At 54.8% G+C, this 22,119-nt stretch carries 15 protein-coding genes; 5 read left to right on the top strand and 10 right to left on the bottom strand.

The annotated features are described in order from the left end of the window. Positions 1-5 precede the first annotated feature (5 nt). From DVH26_RS03650 to DVH26_RS03635, 4 genes are read right to left on the bottom strand one after another with little or no spacing between them, the layout of a single operon-like run. Positions 6-1,664, bottom strand: coding sequence for a hypothetical protein (locus DVH26_RS03650; RefSeq protein ID WP_239631188.1), 1,659 nt, complete (start codon positions 1,662-1,664; stop codon positions 6-8). A gap of 34 nt (positions 1,665-1,698) precedes the next feature. After that, on the bottom strand, positions 1,699-2,130 hold the full coding sequence (locus tag DVH26_RS03645; RefSeq protein ID WP_239631187.1) for a divergent PAP2 family protein: 432 nt from the start codon (positions 2,128-2,130) through the stop codon (positions 1,699-1,701). Between the two features lie 17 nt (positions 2,131-2,147). Beyond that, a complete protein-coding gene (locus DVH26_RS03640) occupies positions 2,148-2,498 on the bottom strand; it encodes an EamA family transporter (RefSeq protein ID WP_239631186.1) in 351 nt (116 codons plus the stop codon). A 40-nt stretch (positions 2,499-2,538) separates the two neighbouring features. Next, on the bottom strand, positions 2,539-3,453 hold the full coding sequence (locus DVH26_RS03635; protein WP_481857571.1) for a decaprenyl-phosphate phosphoribosyltransferase: 915 nt from the start codon (positions 3,451-3,453) through the stop codon (positions 2,539-2,541). A gap of 282 nt (positions 3,454-3,735) precedes the next feature. Between DVH26_RS03635 and glmS the strand changes: the two genes are divergently transcribed. The 5 genes from glmS (at position 3,736) to DVH26_RS03610 (ending at position 11,611) form a co-directional block, all read left to right on the top strand. Next, positions 3,736-5,565: a glutamine--fructose-6-phosphate transaminase (isomerizing) gene (gene glmS / locus DVH26_RS03630; RefSeq protein ID WP_239631185.1), complete on the top strand. Its 1,830-nt coding sequence runs from the start codon at positions 3,736-3,738 to the stop codon at positions 5,563-5,565. Positions 5,566-5,722: 157 nt separating this feature from the next. Beyond that, entirely contained in the window at positions 5,723-6,916 is a 1,194-nt protein-coding gene (locus DVH26_RS03625) for a HEAT repeat domain-containing protein (RefSeq protein WP_239631184.1), read from the top strand. 13 nt (positions 6,917-6,929) lie between these two features. Beyond that, entirely contained in the window at positions 6,930-8,420 is a 1,491-nt protein-coding gene (locus DVH26_RS03620; RefSeq protein WP_239631183.1) for a glycosyltransferase family 2 protein, read from the top strand. Between the two features lie 114 nt (positions 8,421-8,534). Further along, positions 8,535-9,350, top strand: a complete 816-nt coding sequence (locus DVH26_RS03615; protein WP_239631182.1) for a response regulator transcription factor — start codon at positions 8,535-8,537, stop codon at positions 9,348-9,350. 29 nt (positions 9,351-9,379) lie between these two features. Then, complete coding sequence (locus DVH26_RS03610; protein ID WP_239631181.1) at positions 9,380-11,611, top strand: hypothetical protein; 2,232 nt, start codon at positions 9,380-9,382, stop codon at positions 11,609-11,611. Positions 11,612-11,796: 185 nt separating this feature from the next. On the opposite strand, the gene DVH26_RS03605 is transcribed toward DVH26_RS03610, so the two are convergent. The 6 genes from DVH26_RS03605 to DVH26_RS03585 all read right to left on the bottom strand — a co-directional run bounded on the left by DVH26_RS03605 (position 11,797) and on the right by DVH26_RS03585 (position 21,970). Beyond that, a complete protein-coding gene (locus DVH26_RS03605) occupies positions 11,797-12,123 on the bottom strand; it encodes a helix-turn-helix domain-containing protein (protein ID WP_239631180.1) in 327 nt (108 codons plus the stop codon). 160 nt (positions 12,124-12,283) lie between these two features. Then, positions 12,284-12,394, bottom strand: coding sequence for a hypothetical protein (locus DVH26_RS37200; protein WP_481857598.1), 111 nt, complete (start codon positions 12,392-12,394; stop codon positions 12,284-12,286). Between the two features lie 279 nt (positions 12,395-12,673). After that, the gene (locus DVH26_RS03600; protein WP_239631179.1) at positions 12,674-12,997 is read right to left on the bottom strand and encodes a DUF4870 domain-containing protein; all 324 of its coding nucleotides are present in this window, start codon (positions 12,995-12,997) and stop codon (positions 12,674-12,676) included. A 1,474-nt stretch (positions 12,998-14,471) separates the two neighbouring features. Further along, a complete protein-coding gene (locus tag DVH26_RS03595) occupies positions 14,472-15,956 on the bottom strand; it encodes a glutamate synthase subunit beta (protein ID WP_239631178.1) in 1,485 nt (494 codons plus the stop codon). Positions 15,957-16,042: 86 nt separating this feature from the next. Continuing rightward, positions 16,043-20,629, bottom strand: a complete 4,587-nt coding sequence (gene gltB / locus DVH26_RS03590; protein WP_239631177.1) for a glutamate synthase large subunit — start codon at positions 20,627-20,629, stop codon at positions 16,043-16,045. A 342-nt stretch (positions 20,630-20,971) separates the two neighbouring features. Then, a complete protein-coding gene (locus DVH26_RS03585; protein WP_239631176.1) occupies positions 20,972-21,970 on the bottom strand; it encodes a Gfo/Idh/MocA family protein in 999 nt (332 codons plus the stop codon). Positions 21,971-22,119: the final 149 nt, after the last annotated feature.

Raw genomic sequence — 22,119 nt, 5'->3', positions numbered from 1 at the left:
CATCCTTACTGCGGCGGCATACAAACCGATGTGCCGGACTTGGTCAAAGTCATCTTATCGTCGCAAGCAAGGTCTATCTCCTCTTTAAATGCAATACCCAGCTCCTCGAACCGTTCGCGGTTCGCCCAGCTGTAAGTAAATTCCGTGCGCACCGGCCCTTTGGCGGCGGCGGTTTGAACGGCGGCGAGCTCTTCCCGCAGCGATTGGTTCCATTCCCACTGATGGTACGTATATGTCCCGGTGACCAGCAGGGCGTTAACGGCAATGACCGCCGCCAGCGTCCAGCTTGCGCCGGTCAGCAGGCGTCGCCCTTGCATGCTGAAGCCGAGCCAGAGACAAATTATCGGCACGATCCACAGCTGCGGCACGTACCGGGCCCACCAAGCGGCCGGATTGACGATTACCGACCCGGCTAGGAGAACAATCACGCCTATCGCGGCCATCGTAGCGCCTTTGCGGTACCGGAAGGCCAGCACCAGCACGGCGAGCGAGAGCAGCAGTACTCCGCTGAACAGCGGACCGAAGCCGGATACCGCTACGTCCGGATCACCCAACGCTACCAGTTCCTTCTCCGATACGGTGAACGGCAGCTTGATCTTGGTCGGAAGCTTCTCCGTGCTGTTGCCTGTCGTGACGGCAAAATAGGAGGCGCCCAGCTGCTCCAGACGGTTCATTCTCTCCAGATTCCGCGGAGTGAAGTTTTTGACGACATCGATCGCCTCTTCTCCCGCCAGCGGATAGAACGGATGCCCTTTCGTCAGCGTGTTCGTAACGTACGGGTTGTACCCGATAAGCAGCACACCGACCAGACCGCCGACGGCGGCTATTTTGAACAGCTGCTTCAGCCGCCCGAACTGCTCGCTCATATAGAGCGCGATCAGCAGTCCGATCGTCAGAAGTCCTGCGTAAGCGAGCGCTGTAAATTTGATGTTGATCGCGAAGATCATGGCCGACGTATAGGCTGTAAGCAGCAGCCAGCCGGGACGGGCGAAGATGAGGCAGCCCAGCGCGACCATACATAACAGCATCGAGGACAGAAGCCCGTCCACATAATAGCTTAAAGCCTGATATACGCTGACTGGATTGAAAGCAAGCAGCAGTGCGACCAATACCGCCTTGCTATTGCTGGACGGCCTTAATGTCAGCAATGCGGACAGGCTAAGGAAAAAGGACGCAAAAATCGTCAGCCCGTTGATCGCTTTGCTGTGCTCCAGCAAGCCGGTTGCCTTGAACAGGACGGCTGCCGCCAGCTCCGACGCCCGGGCATAATGGTTCATCCATAGCGAGTGCCCTGTCGGCACGTTCAGCGGCTCGTCGTAAACCGGATTCCAACCGTTATCCAAATGAATGATGGATTCCTGATGATAAGCCTGTCCGTCATAGGATAGGTCATAGAAATAGCCGCTGATGAAGAAGCAAGCGACAAACAATATGCAAGAAGCGATGATCGCTTCTGCGAACAAACGCCCCGGCCGCTCGGCCTGGACCATTTTGGCCGCTATCCAGGCAACGCCCGCAGCTAGACCGGCAGCGAGCCATACATGCAGCATCGTGACCGAAATGTTCACTAAAAACAACAGCGAAGGAATCATCATCGCTCCGGTGACAAACATCAATAAGGTTAAGCCGGTTACCAGGCTGAATGCAGCAAGTCGGTTTCTCATACGCCTCTCCCCAAATCTTTATTTCTTTTATTGGTTACAGCATGCTTGAAGCCGCCCAAGCCAGCAGCGTGCCTACGATGAGGCCGCCGAGCACCTCGGGACGCGTGTGTCCCTGCTTCTCTCTAAGCTGGCTGCGCCGTTCTTCACCGTGCTCCCGGGACAAGGTGTTGATCCACCGGGCGCTATCTCCCACGGCGCGGCGAATGCCTACCGCATCGATCATGACGATATAGGTCATGGCGGCAGCCAGGCCGAATAGCGGCGTTGCAAAGCCTTGCTCAAATCCGATCAGCATCGTAATGGACGAGATGACCGAGGTATGCGTGCTCGGAAATCCTCCATTGCCGATATGCTCTTTGGCTTGAGCGCCGAAGCGCACCCGATTGATCAAATATTTGAGCGTGCCCGAACACAGCCACGCCGCAAAGGGGATCACCGGGTACAGCCACTGTGCGCCTTCCATCATCAAGTTCCCCCCTTTTCTTAGGCGCGGGCGATAAACAGGACTCCAACGGAGATGAATGCCACGCCGAACCATTTTTGCATGGAAATCGTTTCATTGAACAGAAAATAGCCTAAGGCCATAACGAGTATGTAGCTCATGCTGACCATCGGATACGCCGTGCTGAGCGGAAACCGCTTCAAGGCAAGCAGCCAGAATACGGAGCTGAGTGCATAGCTCGCCAGTCCGGAGCCGATTTGCAACAAGGCAGTCATGTTCAAGCCTGCTATCACAGCGTTTCCGGTCTGTTTTCCCGTTTCAATGCCCCATTTCATCAGCACCTGTCCGGACGCCCCAAGGAGTATCGAGGCAATCAGCCAAATGTACTTCATTATGCCTACCACTCCCGCAAATCAAAGTCGTTTTTACTTCTTATTTATCCAAATACAGCAAAATAAACGCAACGGAAAATGCGTACAGCACTACCGTCAGCAAAATGTGCTTGTCCTCAAGCAGCAGCTTCTCCGGCCTGCCTCCTTTGCCTTCGATATGAATCAAATACAAGTAGCGGAATATGCCGTAGAGCACAAGAACGATGGTCCACATCAGATGAGGAGTATGTCCGGAGGTGAAGGTGAACAGCGAGTAGCTCATGATCGTGGCCGTGGTAACAATCGCATTCATTTGATTCAGCAATTCCATGGAATAGTGCTCAAGCACTTGACGGTGTGCGCCCTTATCCGATTGCAGCAGGTACAGCTCGTGTCTGCGCTTGCCGATGGCCAGGAACAAGGCCAGCAGCAGCGTACAAATGAGAAACCATGGTGTCAACGGGACGCCGATAACAAGGCCTCCTCCGATAGCTCTCAGCACAAAGCCTGCAGCGATGACGAGCAAGTCCATAATGACGACGTGCTTCAATCGGAACGAGTACAGCACATTCAATACGAAGTAGGCCGTCAGCACAAAGCCAAAAACAGGTTGAAACCGAAAGGCCAGCAGCAGACACACGGCCAAAAGTCCTACACCGAACGCAAGGGCGCTATTCGGCTGGATCGCTCCTGAAGCGATCGGGCGGTGCTTTTTTTCGGGGTGCATCCGGTCTCTTTCCCGGTCCACGTAGTCGTTCAGAACGTAGACGCAGCTCGATACGAGGCAGAACAGAACGAAGCCTGCGACAGCATGGCTCAGCATGGTCATATCCGCGATACGTATGGAAAATATCAATGCGGCGAACACAAGCAGGTTCTTCGTCCACTGCCTCGGGCGCATCAGAGCGAGATACATGCCGGGAGTAGATCTGCTTTCCCCTCCTTTAAGCTTGACATCCGTTTTGGTTGGTACCATAACCGACTCTCCTTTATTTAGAGGTATGCAGATGGGTCCCACCTGTTCCGCCATTCATTATAACGAATGATGTTTTCTCTATAAAGAACGATTAAAGGGCGTTTCGTGGAGGATAATGGAGAATTTTAAAGGAATTTGTTCGCTAAAACGAAATAAATCCATTTGCTCGATTTTTATTTTGTTGAGAAATGCGTTATACTTCAAAATGTCATTCGCTATAGAGAACCAAAATCATTTACAGAAGGCTCACGAGCCGACACGGAAAAGAGGAGGAGTAAACCGATGTGTGGCATTGTCGGGTATATCGGCAGCCGAGATTCACAGCCGATTTTGTTAGAAGGATTAAAAAAATTGGAGTACCGCGGTTATGATTCCGCCGGAGTGGCAGTACATACTTCAGATGGCCTCCACATTCGTAAAGCCAAGGGAAGAATCCGCGAGCTGGAAGCACGACTGGAGGACGAGCCTCTCAGCGGGTTTGCCGGAATCGGCCATACTCGCTGGGCTACCCACGGGAAGCCGTCCGATGTGAATTCCCATCCCCATGCAGACAACACCATGAAAATATCCGTCGTTCATAACGGCATTATTGAAAATCATCAGCAATTAAAAGAAGAGCTGGAGCTGGAAGGCCACCGTTTTCTGTCGGAAACCGATACCGAGGTCATCAGCCATCTGATCGCTCATTATTATGAAGGTGATCTGGTCCGCGCCGTTCAGCAAGCGTCCAGCCGCATTCGCGGAGCTTACGCTATCGTCGTTCTGTCCGAGCACGAGCCGGACAAGCTGGTGGCCGTGCGCTGGGCAAGCCCGCTGATCATCGGTGTCGGAGAAGGCGAGAACTTCATCGGCTCCGACATTCCGGCCATTCTCGAGTATACGAGAAACGTGTACATTTTGAGCGACGGCGAGATGGCCGTCATCTCCCGGGACAGCGTCGAGCTGATGACGCTCGAAGGCAATTTTATCGCCAAGCAGCTGCTGCACATTGACTGGGATATTATGGTCGCGGAAAAAGGCGGCTACGATCATTTCATGCTCAAGGAAATTTACGAGCAGCCTCGCGCTTATCGCGATACGATGCGCACCCGCATCGACAGCACGACCCAGGAAGTCATCTTGCCGGAGGTACAGATGACGCCGGAGCAGATTCGCCGGATCGGCCACATCCATATGGTCGCATGCGGAACCGCCTATCATGCCGCGCTGGTCGGCAAAGCGGTCATTGAGAAGCTGACCCGAATTCCGGTTGAGGTCGACGTAGCTTCCGAATACCGCTATCGTCAGCCCGTTATCCGGGACAACACGCTGGTCATTGTCGTCAGCCAATCGGGCGAAACCGCCGATACGCTTGCAGCAATGCGGGAAGCCAAGCTGAACGGCGCTCAAGTATTGGCTATAACCAATGTCGTCGGAAGCTCCGTCGCCAGGGAAGCCGATCACGTCATTCATACTTGGGCCGGGCCGGAAATCGCCGTCGCTTCGACCAAAGCCTACACCTCGCAGCTGATCGCCATTTACTTGCTGGCCTTGTATCTATGCCAAAGCCTCAATACGCTGGATCCGCTGGAGCGCAAGGAGCTGCTGGATCAGCTCGGAGAGCTTCCCGAGCACGTCGATTCGATGCTGGTTCATACGCATTTCATCGAGCAAATTGCCAAGGAAGTGGCAAAGGTTGACGATTTGTACTTCATCGGCCGCGGGATCGATGCGATGGTGGCGCTTGAAGCGTCGCTCAAGCTGAAGGAAATTTCCTACATCCATTCGGAGGCTTATCCTGCCGGAGAGCTGAAGCACGGATCACTCGCCCTGATCGAAGAAGGCACGCCGGTGATCGCCCTTGCGACACAGGAAGCGCTGCTGGAAAAAACGATCAGCAACATCAAAGAGGTCAAAGCACGCGGAGCTTATGTCACAGCGGTCGCTCTGGCCGGCAATATCGACATCGCCAAGACGGCGGACGAGGTCATCTATGTCCCTCGCACCCATGCGCTGCTTACTCCTGCCGTATCGGTCATCCCGCTCCAGCTGCTTGCTTATTACGCCGCTCTGGCACGGGGCAACGATGTGGACAAGCCGAGAAATTTGGCCAAAAGCGTTACGGTCGAATAAAATCCGCTTTTACTTAACACTCCCGGCGTTTACAAGCGGGCTTCACGGCCGAATCGACCAAGAGCCGTCTGTTCGAATCGGATAGACCGGACGATTGATTCGGCTCGATGCCCGCGCATTCGCCGGGAAAGTTAAAAGCGCAGGAGGATAATAGCGTATGTGGATGGACACCTTGGAACCGGCTGTTCCCGTTGTGACAACGCTTGGCGTTATAATCGCCGGAGGATTCGCCGTTTTGTTCTCGCTGCGTGCCGCCAACCGGACGCAGCAAAACCAGATAACGTCCTATTTGGAAAAGCATCAGCCTTATTTCACGTATCTTAGCATTCATATCGACGGGGAAGAACGGCTGCTCCCTCCGCCAGGCCGTCTGGAGCCCCTGGAGCTCAAAGCCATTCAAAAGAAGCTGCTGGAGTGGATAGAGACGATCGACGGCTCCCACCGCAGCAAGCTGATTGAGCTATGTGAGGAGCTCGGACTTGTCGAGCTTGAACGCAAGCGGCTGCAAAGCTCGAAGCATGGCGACCGCATCGATGCGGCCTACCATCTCGGCGTTATGAGAGCCAAAGGCTGCTCGGACGACCTGGTAGCCCTGCTTGATCAAGAAAAAGAGGCTTCCACGGCCTTTGTCGTCGGAAGAGCGGCAGCCAAATGCGCTGCAAACCAACAAGATTTGAAAAAGCTCGTCCTGAAGCTTGTCGAGCATCATCCGCAGAGCCACCAGCTCATCGCGGATATTGTAGCTTCCTCATCCCTGGATCCCCACTCCATGTATTCGGAGCTGCTGCAGTCGGACAACGTACAGCATGTGATTGTAGCCTTGATCGGCTTGTCCGCCTGCAATGCTCCCGGTCCGCTTCCCGTTCTGGAACAGCTCGCCAACTCCAAGCAGAAAGAAGTGCGAATCAAAGCATCGAAGCTGCTGCTTCAGTATTCCCATCTGCTTTCCGCAGAACGGTTCAGCCTGCTGCTGGCCCACCCGGACTGGGAAATTCGCGCCGCAGCCGCCAGAACGGTCGGCGAGCACCGGCTGGCTTTTTACATGGATGCCTTAACGTCGGCCTTGTCGGACGACAATTGGTGGGTGCGCCATTACGGCGCGAAGAGCTTCGCACTGTTCGGACTCCAAGGCTTTCAGGCGCTTTGCGAAACCGCCAGCTCCTCAGAGGACAAGCTGTGCCGCGAAACCGCCATGGACGCCATTCGGGATGAGATGGAGAATGCCGCACTAACGGCTTCCCAGGATATCAAACAAGTGCTTTACTATAACGAACTAACCTTTACGTACCAAAAAACGTTCAATGAATTGTACACGAGCCCATCTGTCCAACACCCCCGTATCAGCTCGTAGAAAGGGGAACACGATGAGAGAGTTTTTGCTGAACTACGGGTTCTTAGCCACCTGTCTGATCGTCGGGTCCAGCCTGGTCTACTTCATTATTTTAGCGATGTCGTCGCAAAGCATGCTGTCCCAGATCAAAAGCACGATGTACTCCCGATTCAGGGAGCTATCCGGATCGCAATTCGTTCCGCCGGTGTCCATTCTGGTTCCTTCGTATAACGAGGAGCTGACCATTATCGATAATGTGCGTTCCTTGATGGCGCTGGAATTTCCTGTATACGAGGTCATCGTCATCAATGACGGCTCCAAGGACAATACGCTCCAGGTACTTGTGGAGCAATTCGATCTGAAGCCGGGCCGCATGACGGCCGCACGCCATTTGGTCCAATCCAACCCGGTAAAGGAGGTATATTACAATCCGCAGTATCCGAAGCTCGTCGTGATCGATAAAGAGAACGGCGGGAAAGCGGATGCCTTGAACGCCGGTATCAACGTCTCCAAATATCCTCTGGTAGCGACGATCGATGCCGATTCCATGCTTGAAAAAGACGCCCTGATCCGAATGGTTCAGGTGTATATGGAAAATCCGGAGCAGCACATCGCCATCGGCGGCAACGTCCGCATTGCCAACGGAAGCAAAATCCAAGACGGCCGCGTCACCTCGGCCCGACTGTCGAACCGGATGCTGCCCGCCATGCAGTATGTCGAATATATGCGCGCCTTTCTCGGAGGACGCATCGGCTGGAGCTCCATGAACGGCCTGCTGATCGTCTCCGGGGCCTTCGGCTTGTTCCGTAAAGACTATTTGATCAACGTCGGAGGTTACGAGAAGGAGTGTCCCGGCGAAGATATGAACATCGTCATGAAGCTGCACCGTTACATGCTGCACCATGGTCTGCCCTACCGCATTTTGTTTTGCCCTGACGCGGTTTGCTGGACGCAGGCACCCGATACGCTGCGCATCCTTGGCTCCCAGCGGCGCCGCTGGATTAAGGGCAATCTGTGGAACGTCATCCGATTCCGCTCCATGCTGTTCATTCCGAAGTACAAAATCATCGGCTGGCTCGCCCTGCCTTATACCATTTTGTATGAAACGCTCAGCCCTTATATCAAGCTGTCGGGCTTGGCGGCACTGGTCGCCTATGTCCTGATGGATATGACGCAGCTGCCGATTCTGCTCACCTTTTTGTTCATCAACCTGCTGATCGGGCTTGTCTTCACTTCAGGCTCGCTCATTATCGAAGAGCTGGCTTTCCAGCGAAGCATCGAGACGCGGGACGTGCTGCGGATCATCGGCCTCTCCATGCTGATGGCCCTAGGCTACGACCAGCTGAATGCGCTGTGGAAGCTGCAGGGGCATGCCGACTATTTACGCGGCAATCATAGCTGGGGCCATATGGTACGCCGGAGCTGGAACGAGGACTCGCCGGATGATCAGGATGCTCTGAGCCAGAAGTCGAAAAAGGGAGCTGCGTCCAAAGCATCCAAAGCTTCCAATGCCCAAGCGATCTAATATCCCCCCTAAATCGACAAAAGTTTCGAACCCTTTGGAGATGTCGAAACACGGAATAGCTCTCTTGCTTTACAAAGCAGTACCAATACGAAGCATAAAGGAGTGTCCTGAAGAATGAAGATGCCTACAATGAACCATAACGATTTGTCGCACCACCTGAATACACAGCTGAACGGCATTCTGCAAGCTGCAACATGGGATAGCTGCGGGTTGATCATGGCGCAAGTAAGTGAACTGGGTTCCATGGAGCTTCAAGATTTGGAAACACACCTCGGTCTGGAAAATGCGTCGCTCGCCGCTATGACGAGCTACGATCCGATCGAAAAGCTGCTGATGATCCTGCTTCCAGGCCAAACGCTGGCATACACCCACTTCTTGTCCCTCTCGACGAAGGACTTTCTGCAAAACGCCGGCTTCCTGAAAGGCGCACTGACCGTCGCCGCCTTCCCGGAATGCGCGGAGCCTGCACCGGAAGCGATAACCGAGATGATCTCCTTGACCAACGGACAGGAAAGCGCGGGGCATGACATCCACGTCTACTATCGGCAGTCGGACGCAGCGGAATCGCCATCCATCGTCATGATTGACCAGAATGCGGACCTGCTCGATTTCATGCAGGCCCGGCTCGGGCTTCAAGGGTATGATGTGCTTCCCGCCCAGGACGGCCTGGAAGGACTGCACCTGATTAACGAGACGACGCCGGATCTCGTGATTACGGAGCTGACACTGCCGGCGCTTGACGGCTATCAGCTGATCCACCGCATTCGGCAGTCCCAGGAGCTTCACAGCCATTGCAAGATTATGGTGCTGACCGATCTTGGATTAGAGCAGGAAGTCAGCAAGTGCTTCGATCTCGGGGTTTCGGACGTTATCAAAAAACCGTTCTCGCCCGTAGAGCTTGAAGCCCGTATCCGGAGATTGCTGGCCTGACGCACAATACCTAAAAGGAGTTCATCATTATGAATGGGACAACCACAGCCGGCAAATGGCTGCTCCGTATCACTTTGGTTTTACTCGTAGGTTTGTTGGCCTGGCACTACTGGCCGGACAAAAAAGTGGAAAGCGTCAAAGCGGCCGACGGCTCGCAAATCAAATTCCGCACGCAGGAAGACCGGATCGAAATGTATGCCAATCAATCGTGGACCCCTTTCTTCTCGAAAGGAGTCAATATGGGAGCCGCTCTCCCGGGTACCGACCCCGGGGAGCTTCCAATTACGAAAGAGCATTATATGCAATGGTTTCAGCAAATTCAGGATATGGGCGCGAACACGGTTCGCGTCTACACGATCCTGCAGCCGGTATTCTACGAAGCACTGGTCGAATACAACCAGCGCCATGCGGATCAGCCGCTGTTTTTCATCCAAGGCGTATGGGCGCCCGAGGAAGAGCTGATTGAGAAAAAAGACGCCTACATCGAAGAGATTTACCAGCACTTCCAAAGTGATATCGCCTATGCGGTAGGAGCCGTCTACGGCAACGCAGATATACCTGAGCATTTCGGCAAAGCAAGCGGTACGTACCGGTTTAATGCGGGACCTTACCTGCTCGGCTGGCAAATCGGCACCGAGTGGGACCCGACGATGGTGAAAAATACCAACGAGCTGCATAAAGACAAGACCCATTATGAAGGCACTCATTTCTCCTCCAAGCCGGAGGCCAGCCCCTTCGAGAACTGGCTGGCGGAAATGCTGGATCATCTGGCGAAGCTGGAATCCCAATACGGCTGGATGCACCCGCTTTCTTTTACAAACTGGGTAACGACCGACCCTCTCACCCATCCGGGCGAGGTGCTGGTAGCTGAAGATATGGTCAGCGTGGACGCGACGCATATTGATGCGCACAGTTGGTCTGCCGGCTATTTTGCCGCGTTTCATGCTTACCCTTATTACCCGGATTTCTTCCATATGGATGAGACATTAATGGATATTCGGGAACCGGACGGATCGCCTAACATATATAAAAGCTATTTGCGCAAGCTGAAAGCGTACCACAAGAACTTGCCCGTCATGATCACCGAGTTCGGTGTTCCGTCATCGCTCGGCGTAGCCCATCTGGGAACGATGGACCGCAATCAGGGCGGTCATGACGAGCAAAGCCAGGGGCAAATCAACGTATCGCTGCTGAAGGATATTTATGACGAAGGGATGGCAGGCGCCATCGTCTTCTCCTGGCAGGACGAGTGGTTCAAGAAAACCTGGAACACGATGCTGTTCGAAATTCCTCAGGATCGCCGCAAAATGTGGCATAACGTGCTGACCAACGAGCAGCATTTCGGCCTCGTGGCCATGCTGTCGTCCAAGGACGGGCCTCTCGTCATCGACGGCGATGCGAAGGACTGGGATGCAATCAAGGACAAGCAGAAGCTCGAAGGCTCGTACCCCGGCTGGAAAGACCTGTGGGTCACTCACGACGAAGCGTACGTCTACGTAACCGGCAAGCTGGAGAAGCCGTTCGATGCGGAACGCGAGCAGCTGTACCTCGGCGTCGACACCCTGCCCGGCGGCAACCGTCACGCGAAGGAAATGGGCGGCAGGACGCTGGATGAAGGGCTCGAGACCGTTGTCAGACTCGGTAAAAACGGGGAAAGCGAGGTCCGCATCGCGTCGAACTACGATTTCCACCGCCGCCTGTACGGCAAACGCTACGGCATGATGGAGGTCAAGCCGGAGGAGTTCAAGGACGACTCGGGCGTGTTCAATCCGTGGAAGCTCGCTATCGGGCTCGAGCTGACGCCGCCGGACGCGAAAAAGTATTATCCGTTCGAGGAAGTCGATGCGGGCAAAATGCTGCGCGGGACGACAAAGTTCGACTCCCCCGAGTTCAACTCCTTGACGATGTGGCAGGCGAAAGGCGACACCGTCGAAATGAGAATCCCGTGGATGCTGCTAGGCTTCAGCGACCCGAGCTCGCTTCAGGTCATAGCCTACGGTGAGCAGGAAGGCAAGCTGTTTGCACAGACAACCGAAGGAATCCGGTTCGTCCCTTGGATCGTGCAGCGCTCGGACAACAGCGTCGTCGGACTGGATAACGGAAGCGGCGGTCCGTATGCCGTCTCCAAGCTGCCTGTCTACCACTGGAAGCAGTGGGAGAAGGTCGGCTACGTCGAGCGGCTCAAGCAAAGCTACGACGCCATGAAGCAGGCATACCAGCAGATGGGCGGCGGCAGCCAGAAGCCTCCTGCTTCGAAGTGATAGCGCGGATGAGGCGCATGTGCCTCCCGGAGCTCCGGCAGGTACAAAAAAGGATGACCCTTCATTAGGAAGGAGTCATCCTTTTTCATTTGAGCCGGCGCACCAGATCGGCTGCCGTTAGTGAAGCGAGCCGCCCGGCCTGGCATCCACGGCGAATAAACACGTCCTTAAGACCAGGACATGCTTTACTTGTTGTTGTCTTTGCGCCATTTGTTGTATTGCAGAAATTCGAGAAACTGCTCTTTGCTGATGCCCGAATCCATTGCCTCACGAACTAGCCCTAACCACTCTTCGTCCAGCTCTTTGCTCAGAGTGGCTTTATTTTGCAGAAACGATTCTATGGGTACTTCAAGGACAGCACATATTTTCTCAAGAAAGTGGATCGACGGGTTCGACTGGATATCCCTTTCGATTGAGCTTAAGTAAGACTTCGCTACCCCGGCCTTTTCTGCAAGCTCCGTGAGGGTGAGGCCTTTTTCCATTCGTAACTGTTTCACTCGTCTGCCAATCATGGTAGCCACCCCTAGTTTCTATCTAGTCCGTTATCCAGTATATTGTATCAAAAAATACAAGTCTGTGTAGGGTCATTTGTAAAAAAAGTATTTTGTAAGCGTTGCCATTTACAGTGAAAAAAAATATGTTTTCTTTTTCTCTCTCTCTTATTGGCTACACTTATTGGCTACACGGATCTTCATACGGTATGAAACGTTCTTCCTGCTTCGTTTGTCGTATAAACTGCAGCACTTCTTTTTTGGATATACCCATGTCGCGAGCTGCAATCATCAAGTTGAGCCAGTTCTCATCAAGATTTTTGTTGGGTATAAGCGTGCGATAAAAGGACATGCTCTGCTCCCTCCATATTCTCGGATAACTAGGTTTACCCCATAGCGTTCGGGGCGCGGCACCATTAAGAGAGGGTTCCTGCGGTATATTACATTAAATTACGTAAATAGGAACAAAGTGTTAACAAAGTAAGACCGGGCTATGAACCGCTTGTTAACGATAGAGCATTTTTCTTCTTAGCAGTCCGATGCTCGGGGGGATGTCTGGATCAGCCCGGCGCTACTTCACCAAGCGGATGGTCAGCGGGTACTCATAGTGCTGTCCCTTGGAAGCGCGTATCGTAGCAATGATAATGACGATCAGCGCAAAAACCCCGAGGATCGGCAAAAGAACGAACCCGATGATGGCGAAGCAAAGAATGCCGGCGATAATGGAATAAATGATCATGGAAATTTGGAAGTTCAGCGATTCTTTCGCATGCTCGGTGACATAAGCGGATTCGTCCTTTTTCATGAGATAAATAATTAGGGGAGCTATCACACCGACAATAAGGCATAAAATATGTGCGAGCAGCGCCAGGTTTCTTTCCTCACTTGAAGCCATACAGCACAGCACCTCCTGAAGGATTCCAAAAATAGTGATGCTACTGGAATGTCTATGCTCAGGAGACCAAGAAATTGCAGCCATAGGCAAAATATAGCCTACTGTAGGCCGGGGCCGGCATTACCTATCGTGTTTATTGTGCGTTTGTGACGCAACCGGCGCTTCCAAGTGTGAAGTGCTGCTGCCTTGTGATGGTGTCTTTGTTTGCGATGAGCTTCTGTCTGCCATGGTGTCTTTGTCTGCGATGGCACATCTGTTTGCGATGGTGACTCTGTTTGCGATGAGCTTCCGTCTACCATGGTGCCCCTGTTTGCGATGAGCTTCTGTCTGCCATGGTGCCTCTGTTTGCGATGAGCTTCTGTCTGCCGTGGTGTCTTTGTCTGCGATGAGCTTCCGTCTACCATGGTGCCTCTGTTTGCGATGAGCTTCTGTCTGCCATGGTGCCTCTGTTTGCGATGGTGACTCTGTTTGCGATGAGCTTCTGTCTGGCATGATGCCTCTGTTTGCGATGGCGCATATGTTTGCGACGGTGACTCTGTTTGGAATGGTACTCTCGGATGCCCAGAACGTCTTGGGCTTCGCGGCTAACTTGAATACCTGTGACGAGTCTGGTGCATCTCACGCCCCTGTTTTAATGACTTTATTGCCTCTGTCCCCACTATCGCACCCGTCAATTCTATCGTACCCCACACTACTTCATCCCCCCTCACCGCTGTTGTACCGTTACTTCTGTCGCACTCCTCCTCTCTATCACCCCTCTCTGTCCTACCCTTCACCTCTATCGCACCCGTCACCTTTGTCGCACCACCTCATCTTCTGCCGCCCCTGTCACCTCTGTCACACCGCCTCATCTCTGTCGCACCGTCACTTTATTCGCACCGTCCGCCTCTGTTATGCCTGCCCCTCGCACTGCTTCGGACCGTAGATCCTTTATTTCCCCAAATTTGCTCAAAATGGTCGACTCTCGGACACTGGTTCCGTTATTACCGTGAAGAGCAGCAATTTTGAACCTTTTTTTGGCAAATAACGGATTCTATGTCCGCAAGCATGTCCAAAGCGAGCATTTTTGGCACAATAGCGGATTCTATGTCCGCATCAGGCGCGAGCGCAGCTTCCGCAGTATGATATGACGCCAAACCTAAGCCGAAGGAATGGTCCGCTTTGCTTATAAGCTGCATGCATGCCCGATTAGCTGTGATGACCAACGTTGGCACAAATACGATGCAGCTTTTGCTGCAAGAGCGCCTCCAGCCTCTACTCCGTCTCGCCCCTGATACGGCATAGGAGGAAAGCCTTTATCGATACCTTTCAAAATTGAGCGGCTTAAAGCTTTGCTGCGCCAAGTCTCATCGTAAGCAAGATAGGGTAGAATCGCCAACATTCCTATGCAGTCAAAAAAAAGACCCAGGTGCATTCAAAAACCCGCTCCCGGCGTCTTTTTATCCTATTAATTATTCATCATAGCAATGATTCATTACGGCAAATTCGTCGCTCCCATCAAATAGCGGTCGCATTCACGTGCCGCCTCCCGCCCTTCGTTGATCGCCCAGACGACAAGGCTTTGCCCGCGACGCATATCGCCCGCTGCGAATACGCCGTCCACGTTGGTCGCGAACTTGCCGTACTCGGCTTTGGCGTTGGAGCGTTCGTCCTTCTCCACGCCAAGCTGGTCGAGCACCGTGCTCTCCGGACCAAGGAAGCCCATCGCGAGCATGACGAGCTGCGCAGGATACACCTTCTCGCTGCCGGGAACCTCTACCGGAACGAACCGGCCCTGATCGTCCTTCTTCCACTCGATCAAGACGGTGTGGAGCTCTTTGACATGGCCGGTCTCATCGCCAACGAACTTCTTCGTGCTGATCTGGTATTGGCGCGGGTCGTCGCCTTGCAGCGCGGCCGCCTCCTGCTGGCCGTAATCGACCTTCAGCACTTTGGGCCATTCCGGCCACGGGTTGTTCGGCTGCCGCGTCTCCGGCGCCTTCGGCATCAGCTCGAACTGAAGCACGCTTTTGCACTTGTGGCGAATCGACGTGCCTACGCAGTCGGTGCCGGTGTCGCCTCCGCCGATCACGATGATGTCCTTTCCTTCGGCGGAAATGAACTGTCCGTCCTCGTGCTTGGAATCGAGCAGGCTCTTCGTGTTTTTGGACAAAAACTCCATCGCCAGGTGGATGCCCTTCAGCTCTCGCCCTTCGATGTTCAGGTCGCGGCCTTTGGTCGCTCCGCCACACAGCACAACGGCGTCGAAGTCTTCCTTCAGCTTGGAGGCCGGAATATCTTTGCCGATCTCTGTGCCGGTGACGAACGTTACCCCTTCCGCTGCGAGCAGGTCGATACGGCGCTGCACGTATTTTTTATCCAGCTTCATGTTCGGAATGCCGTACATCAGCAAGCCGCCGACGCGATCCGCACGCTCGTAGACGGTTACCGTATGGCCAGCCTTGTTCAGCTGAGCAGCACAGGCCAGGCCGGACGGGCCCGATCCGACAACGGCCACCTTCTTGCCGGTCCGACTCTTCGGAGGCTCGGGAACGACCCAGCCTTCGGCGAAGCCTTTATCGATGATCGATTTCTCGATGTTCTTGATCGTAACCGGGGTATCTTTCAACCCCACGGTACAGGAGCCTTCGCACGGAGCCGGGCATACGCGCCCGGTGAATTCCGGGAAGTTGTTCGTCTTGTGCAGCCGGTCGAGCGCTTCGCGCCAAAGACCGCGGTAGACTAGGTCGTTCCATTCGGGAATGAGGTTGTTGACCGGGCAGCCTGCCGCCATGCCACTGATCAGCTTGCCCGTATGGCAAAAGGGAATGCCGCAGTCCATACAGCGGGCGCCCTGCGTCTGCAGCTTCTCCTCAGACATCGGAGTGGAAAATTCATTCCAATGGCTGATTCGCAGCAGAGGGGCCGTCTCGACCGGGGTTTCCCGGTCATATTCCATAAAGCCGGTTGGTTTACCCATCGTTTGTCTTTTACCTCCTACATGTGCCGAAATGGCTTTATCTAAAGGTGACCGTAACAAGCTGTCATTCGACACACTCGCTTAGATTAGTTACCGCCGATGCGGGAGACGTCCTTCATATTTTCCTCGAAGGCGACGAGCATCGCTTCCTGCTGGCTCAAGCCGGAGCGCTTCACGCGCTCGATCGCCTCGAACATCCGCTTGTAATCCTTCGGAATGATCTTGACGAATTTCCACACGTACTCTCCCCAGCTTTTCAGAACGCGGTCGGCTACCGTGCTGCCGGTGAACGTCTCGTGGTGCTGGATCATGTTGCGGAGCTCCTCGGCTTCGTACGTTTCCTCGACCTGCTCCAGGAGTACCATCTCCTTGTTGCAGCGGCTCGCGAACGTACCGTCTTCATCCAGCACGTAGGCGATCCCCCCGGACATCCCGGCGGCAAAGTTGCGCCCCGTCTTGCCGAGAACGACTACGCGCCCTCCGGTCATATACTCGCAGCCGTGGTCGCCTACGCCCTCTATCACCGCGCGGACGCCGGAGTTCCGTACGCAGAAGCGCTCGCCCGCGATGCCGCGAATGTAGGCTTCGCCGTCGGTGGCGCCGTAGAAAGCCACGTTGCCGATGATGATGTTCTCCTCCGCCGCAAAGGTCGATTGCTCGGATGGGAAGATCGCGATTTTGCCGCCGGACAGCCCTTTGCCGACGTAATCGTTCGCATCGCCTTCGAGCGATAGCGTAATCCCCTTCGGCACGAAAGCGCCGAAGCTTTGTCCTGCCGAGCCGTTGAAGTGCAGACGGATCGTATCGCTCGGCAGGCCCTCGAGCCCGTACCGGCGCGTCACCTCGCTGCCGAGTATCGTGCCGACGACGCGGTTCACGTTGTGGACCGGCAAGATCGCATGGACGTGCTCCTTGTTATCCAATGCCGGCTTGGCAATCTCGAGCAGCTCTCTCCTATCGATCGAGCGGTCCAGACCGTGATCCTGGGCTTGCGAACAGAAACGGCCGACCTCTTCGCCCACATCGGGCTGATGCAGCAGCGGCGTCAAATCGATGCCCTTTGCTTTCCAATGCTCCACCGCCTGCTTCGTTTCGATAATTTCGGTATGTCCGATCATTTCCTCGATCGTGCGGAAGCCGAGCTCCGCCATCAGCTCGCGCGCGTCCTGCGCCACGAAATGCATGAAGTTAACGACATGCTGCGGGTCGCCGGCGAATTTTTTGCGCAAATCCGGATTTTGCGTCGCCACCCCTACCGGGCACGTATCCAGATGGCACACTCTCATCATGATACAGCCTAGAGCGATAAGCGGCGTTGTCGCAAAGCCGAATTCCTCGGCGCCTAGCAGCGCTGCGATTACGACATCGCGACCTGTCATCAGCTTGCCGTCGGTCTCGACGGTTATGCGGCTTCTCAAGTCGTTCAGCACCAGCGTCTGGTGCGTTTCTGCAAGCCCAAGCTCCCAAGGCAAGCCCGCGTGACGGATGCTCGTCAGCGGGGACGCGCCCGTGCCGCCGTCGTAGCCGCTGATGAGCACGACATCGGCTTTCCCTTTGGCGACGCCGGCCGCAATCGTGCCGACACCCACCTCGGATACGAGCTTGACGCTGATTCGGGCACGCGGATTCGCGTTCTTCAAATCATGAATCAGCTCCGCCAAATCCTCGATCGAATAAATATCGTGATGCGGCGGCGGCGAGATCAAGCCTACGCCTGGCGTTACGCCGCGCACCTCGGCTACCCAAGGGTACACCTTCGTACCGGGCAGCTGTCCGCCCTCGCCCGGCTTCGCGCCCTGCGCCATCTTAATCTGAATCTCGTCGGCGTTGACCAGGTAGTTGCTCGTCACGCCGAAGCGTCCGGACGCTACCTGCTTGATGGCGCTGCGGCGCAAGTCGCCGTTCGCATCCCGGGTGAAGCGCTCCGGATGCTCGCCGCCCTCGCCCGTATTCGATTTGCCGCCGATGCGGTTCATAGCGATTGCCATGCTCTCGTGTGCTTCCTTCGAAATCGAGCCGTACGACATTGCCCCGGTTTTGAACCGTTTGAACATCGATTCGACCGGCTCGACCTCTTCGATCGGGACCGGCTTCCGGCCGGCTTTGAATGAGAACAGTGCACGAAGCGCAGCGTACTTTTCGTTTTCTTTATGAATCAGCTTTACAAATTGTTTGTACATGCCGTAGTTGTTCGTCCGGACCGCCGTTTGCAGCGCGTGGATCGTCTCCGGATTGTACAGGTGCTCCTCACCGCTTTTGCGCCACTGCAGCTCACCGCCGGTGTCCAGCACCCGGTCGCGGCCTTCCTGCTCCGAGAACGCGCGCTGATGCCGCAATATCGCTTCCTGCGCGATGACATCGATGGTAATTCCGCCGACCGGCGTATAAGTCCATGTAAAATAGTTGTCGATAACGGATGAATCCAAGCCGATGGCCTCGAAAATTTGCGCTCCCCGGTAGCTTTGGATCGTCGAAATGCCCATTTTCGCCAATACTTTGACGACGCCTTTGGTGGCAGCCTTGACATAGTTGTAAAGCGCCTTTTCCGGCGTAACGTCCTTCAATTTATTTGAACGGACTAAATCTTCCACCGTCTCCATCGCAAGGTAAGGATTGATAGCGCTGACGCCGTATCCAAGCAGCAGAGCAAAATGATGCACTTCCCGCGGTTCGCCGGATTCGAGCAGCAGGCCCACCTTCGTCCGCGTCCCCTCACGGATCAGGTGATGATGCAGGCCGGAGACGGCCAGCAGCGCAGGAATCGCCGCATGGGCGGCATCCACGCCCCGGTCGGACAAAATGATCAGCGTTGCACCGCCGGCAATCGCCTTGTCGGCAGCCGCATACAGCTCCTCCATCGCCTGCTCCAGCGCAGCTGCACCGTCAGCCGCCTTGAACAGGATCGGCAGCGTCTCCGTGCGGAAGCCTTCGCGCTGAATGTCGCGCAGCTTGGCCAGCTCGCTGTTCGTCAGAATCGGCGTCGCGAGACGAATTTGCCGGCAGCTCTCGGGCTCCGGACGAATCAGACTGCGCTCAGGGCCCACCGTCGTTCCCTGCGCAGTAATGATCTCCTCGAAGTTCGCATCGATAGGAGGATTCGTAACCTGTGCGAACAGCTGCTTGAAATAGCTGTACAAGAGCTGCGGGCGGTCCGACAGAACGGCAAGCGGCGCATCGAAGCCCATCGAGCCGACAGGATCTACGCCTGTTTTGGCCATAGGCTCGATAATTTTACGCAGGTTCTCAAATGTATAGCCGAACGCCTGCTGGCGCTGCAGCACGGATTCGTGGTCGGTCCGCGGAACGTCCGCCGATTCCGGCAGCTCCTCGAGTGAGATCAAATGCTCGCTCAGCCACTCGCGGTAAGGATGCTCGGCGATAATCGGGCGCTTCGCCTCCTCATCCGATACGATCCGGCCTTGAGCCGTATCCACCAGCAGCATGCGTCCCGGCTGAAGCCGCTCCTTGCGCGCGATGCGCTCAGGCGCAATATTCAGCACGCCCGCTTCAGAGGCGAGGACAATCAGGTCGTCTTTAGTTACATAATAGCGGCCCGGCCGAAGCCCGTTACGGTCCAGCACCGCTCCGATCACCGTCCCGTCGGTAAAAGCAATCGCCGCAGGGCCGTCCCATGGCTCCATCAGACAGCTGTGGTATTCATAGAACGCTTTCTTGTCGTCGCTCATCGATTCATGCTTGGACCACGGCTCAGGTATCATCATCATGGCTGCATGAGGAAGCGAACGGCCGGACAGCGTCAAAAATTCCAGCGTATTGTCGAACATTTGCGAGTCCGAGCCGTCCGTATCGATAACGGGCAGAATGCTCTTGAAATCGTCGCCGAACAGGTCGGTTTCGCATATTTGCTGACGGGCATGCATCCAATTGACGTTGCCCCGCAGCGTATTGATTTCTCCATTGTGAATGACATAGCGGTAGGGATGTGCACGCTCCCAGCTGGGAAACGTGTTCGTGCTGAAACGGGAATGAACAAGAGCTAATGCGGTTTCGAACGAGGGGTCTTTCAATTCCAAGTAGTAGTTGTCGACTTGCACGGGAGTAAGCATGCCTTTGTATACGATCGTACGGCTCGATAAGCTTGCAAAATATAGCGGCCGCTCCTGGCTCAATGCACGGACGGCGTTCTCGGTGCGCTTGCGGATGACGTACAGCTTGCGTTCGAATGCGAGCTCTGCGGCTTCCTCCGCCCCGATAAAAATTTGCCGGACAAACGGCTCCACCGATTTGGCCGATTCCCCGAGAGAGGAATTGTCCGTCGGCACGGTTCTCCAGCCGAGCAGCCGCTGTCCCGATGCCTTGACATTCTCCTCCAGAATGCTCTCACAGGCAGCGCGCAGCGCCGCATCCTGCGGCAGGAATACCATTCCGACGCCATACTGGCCGGCCTCCGGAAGCTCTATGCCCTCCTTCGCACACTCCGCTTGCAAAAAAGCATGGGGAATTTGCAGCAAAATCCCCGCTCCGTCTCCGGTATTCGTTTCGGAGCCCTGACCGCCGCGATGGTCGAGATTACAGAGCACATTCAGCGCCTGACCGACAATTTCGTGCGAGGGCACCCCTTTGATGTTAGCTACAAAGCCGATTCCGCAAGCATCGTGCTCAAACTGCGGATCGTACAGACCTTGCTTCGCTGGCAGTCCTTTTCTGTTCATGTTGTACAACCTTTCTATACCTTAGTATTGGTTTCACCATTCACCGGCACGGTTGTAAATCACAGCTTCACAGATGTAAAGCACTAAAAAGGAAAAAAGGGCGATCAAACCGTCCTGCTGCCCTCATTTGCGTCCCGTTTGCCGAAGCCGTTACACCTGATGAACATGGAGAATTTACGCCCTGCCATAGAAGAAATTGTGACAATTCTATGAACCTCTTTTTAAGATATGATATATATTAACATCTAAGAACTTACTTATCAATTTAAAATGAATCCATTTTTCTACAAAAACCAAGCTTTTCTCCAAGCTTGATCCATGAATGTCCGGCTATGACCAAGCCTACTTGTCTAAAACCGAAATATGGCGCCCCTCCGCCGCCGAACGATAAGCGGCTTCCGCAACCCGCGAAGCGAGTATTCCCTGCTTGCCTTCGCTCGGGAAGCTTTGCCCGCCCCGTATATATTCTATGAAACGCTCTATCATAGGAACGTTCATATTTTCATGCTTGGGCAAATCGAATAGCTGAACCTCCCCGGCTCCGTTCGTCCATACCAGCTCGGAATCCTCGATTGTCTTCATAGTCAGCTTTCCTTCCGTGCCGAACAATTCCAGCTGGTTGCCGGCGGCCGTGCTGAAGCTCGCATGAACGGAAGCGTGACAGCCGGATGCGAATTGGATCAGGACCGAGGCCGTATCCTCGACATCGAGCTCCTGCAGCACATTCCCCGTCATGGCCGACACTTGCCGCGGCTCACCGAGACAGTAGCACAGCAAATCGATGACATGCGTGCCGACATCCATCAGCGGCCCGCCACCGGACACCTCCGGCCTCAGCAGCCATGCCCGGTCCGTTCCTGCATGATTCGTTTTGCCGCTGAATTGCGCACGGGCATAGACCGGTTTGCCGATGGCGCCCGAGTCGATCAGTTGCTTCATCTTTTGAATTTTCGGATAAAATCTGCGGTAGTACGCAATGCCGAGCTTCACGCCATGCTCCCTGCAGACGGCGATCATGCCTTCTGCTTCCGCAGCGTTTAGCGCCATCGGCTTTTCACACAGCACGTGCTTGCCGTGACGGGCCGCTTCCATCGTATGCTCCGCGTGCATCATGACAGGTGTCGCCACGTACACCGCATCGATGTCCGGGTCGTTCCATACGTCCGCAGCATCCTTGTATGCCCTTGGCACGCCGAACTTCTCGGCAAATGCCTGCAGCTTTGCCTCATCGCGTCTCACCGCGGCCAGGAGCGTACTTCCTTCAGCAGTCTGCAAGGCTTTGGCCACCCTGCGCTCCACTACGTCACCCGCTCCGATAACCGCCCAACGAATCGTGGACATCCTATCGCCTCCTGATCCCTTTACATTTGTATTCCTGTTGCGTATCGATAGTACAATCAATTCGCCAAAAAGTCCGCGCTCCCTGTCTGCCTGCCGGGAAATTCCAAGAAATTGTGAAGAAAAATTTCACCAATGTCATTTTCTTACGA

This window comes from Paenibacillus sp. H1-7 (assembly GCF_022354825.1).
Classification (GTDB): domain Bacteria; phylum Bacillota; class Bacilli; order Paenibacillales; family NBRC-103111; genus Paenibacillus_S.
Note: the sequence above shows the minus strand (reverse complement) of the source record. Positions and strands in the feature narration are given on the sequence as shown.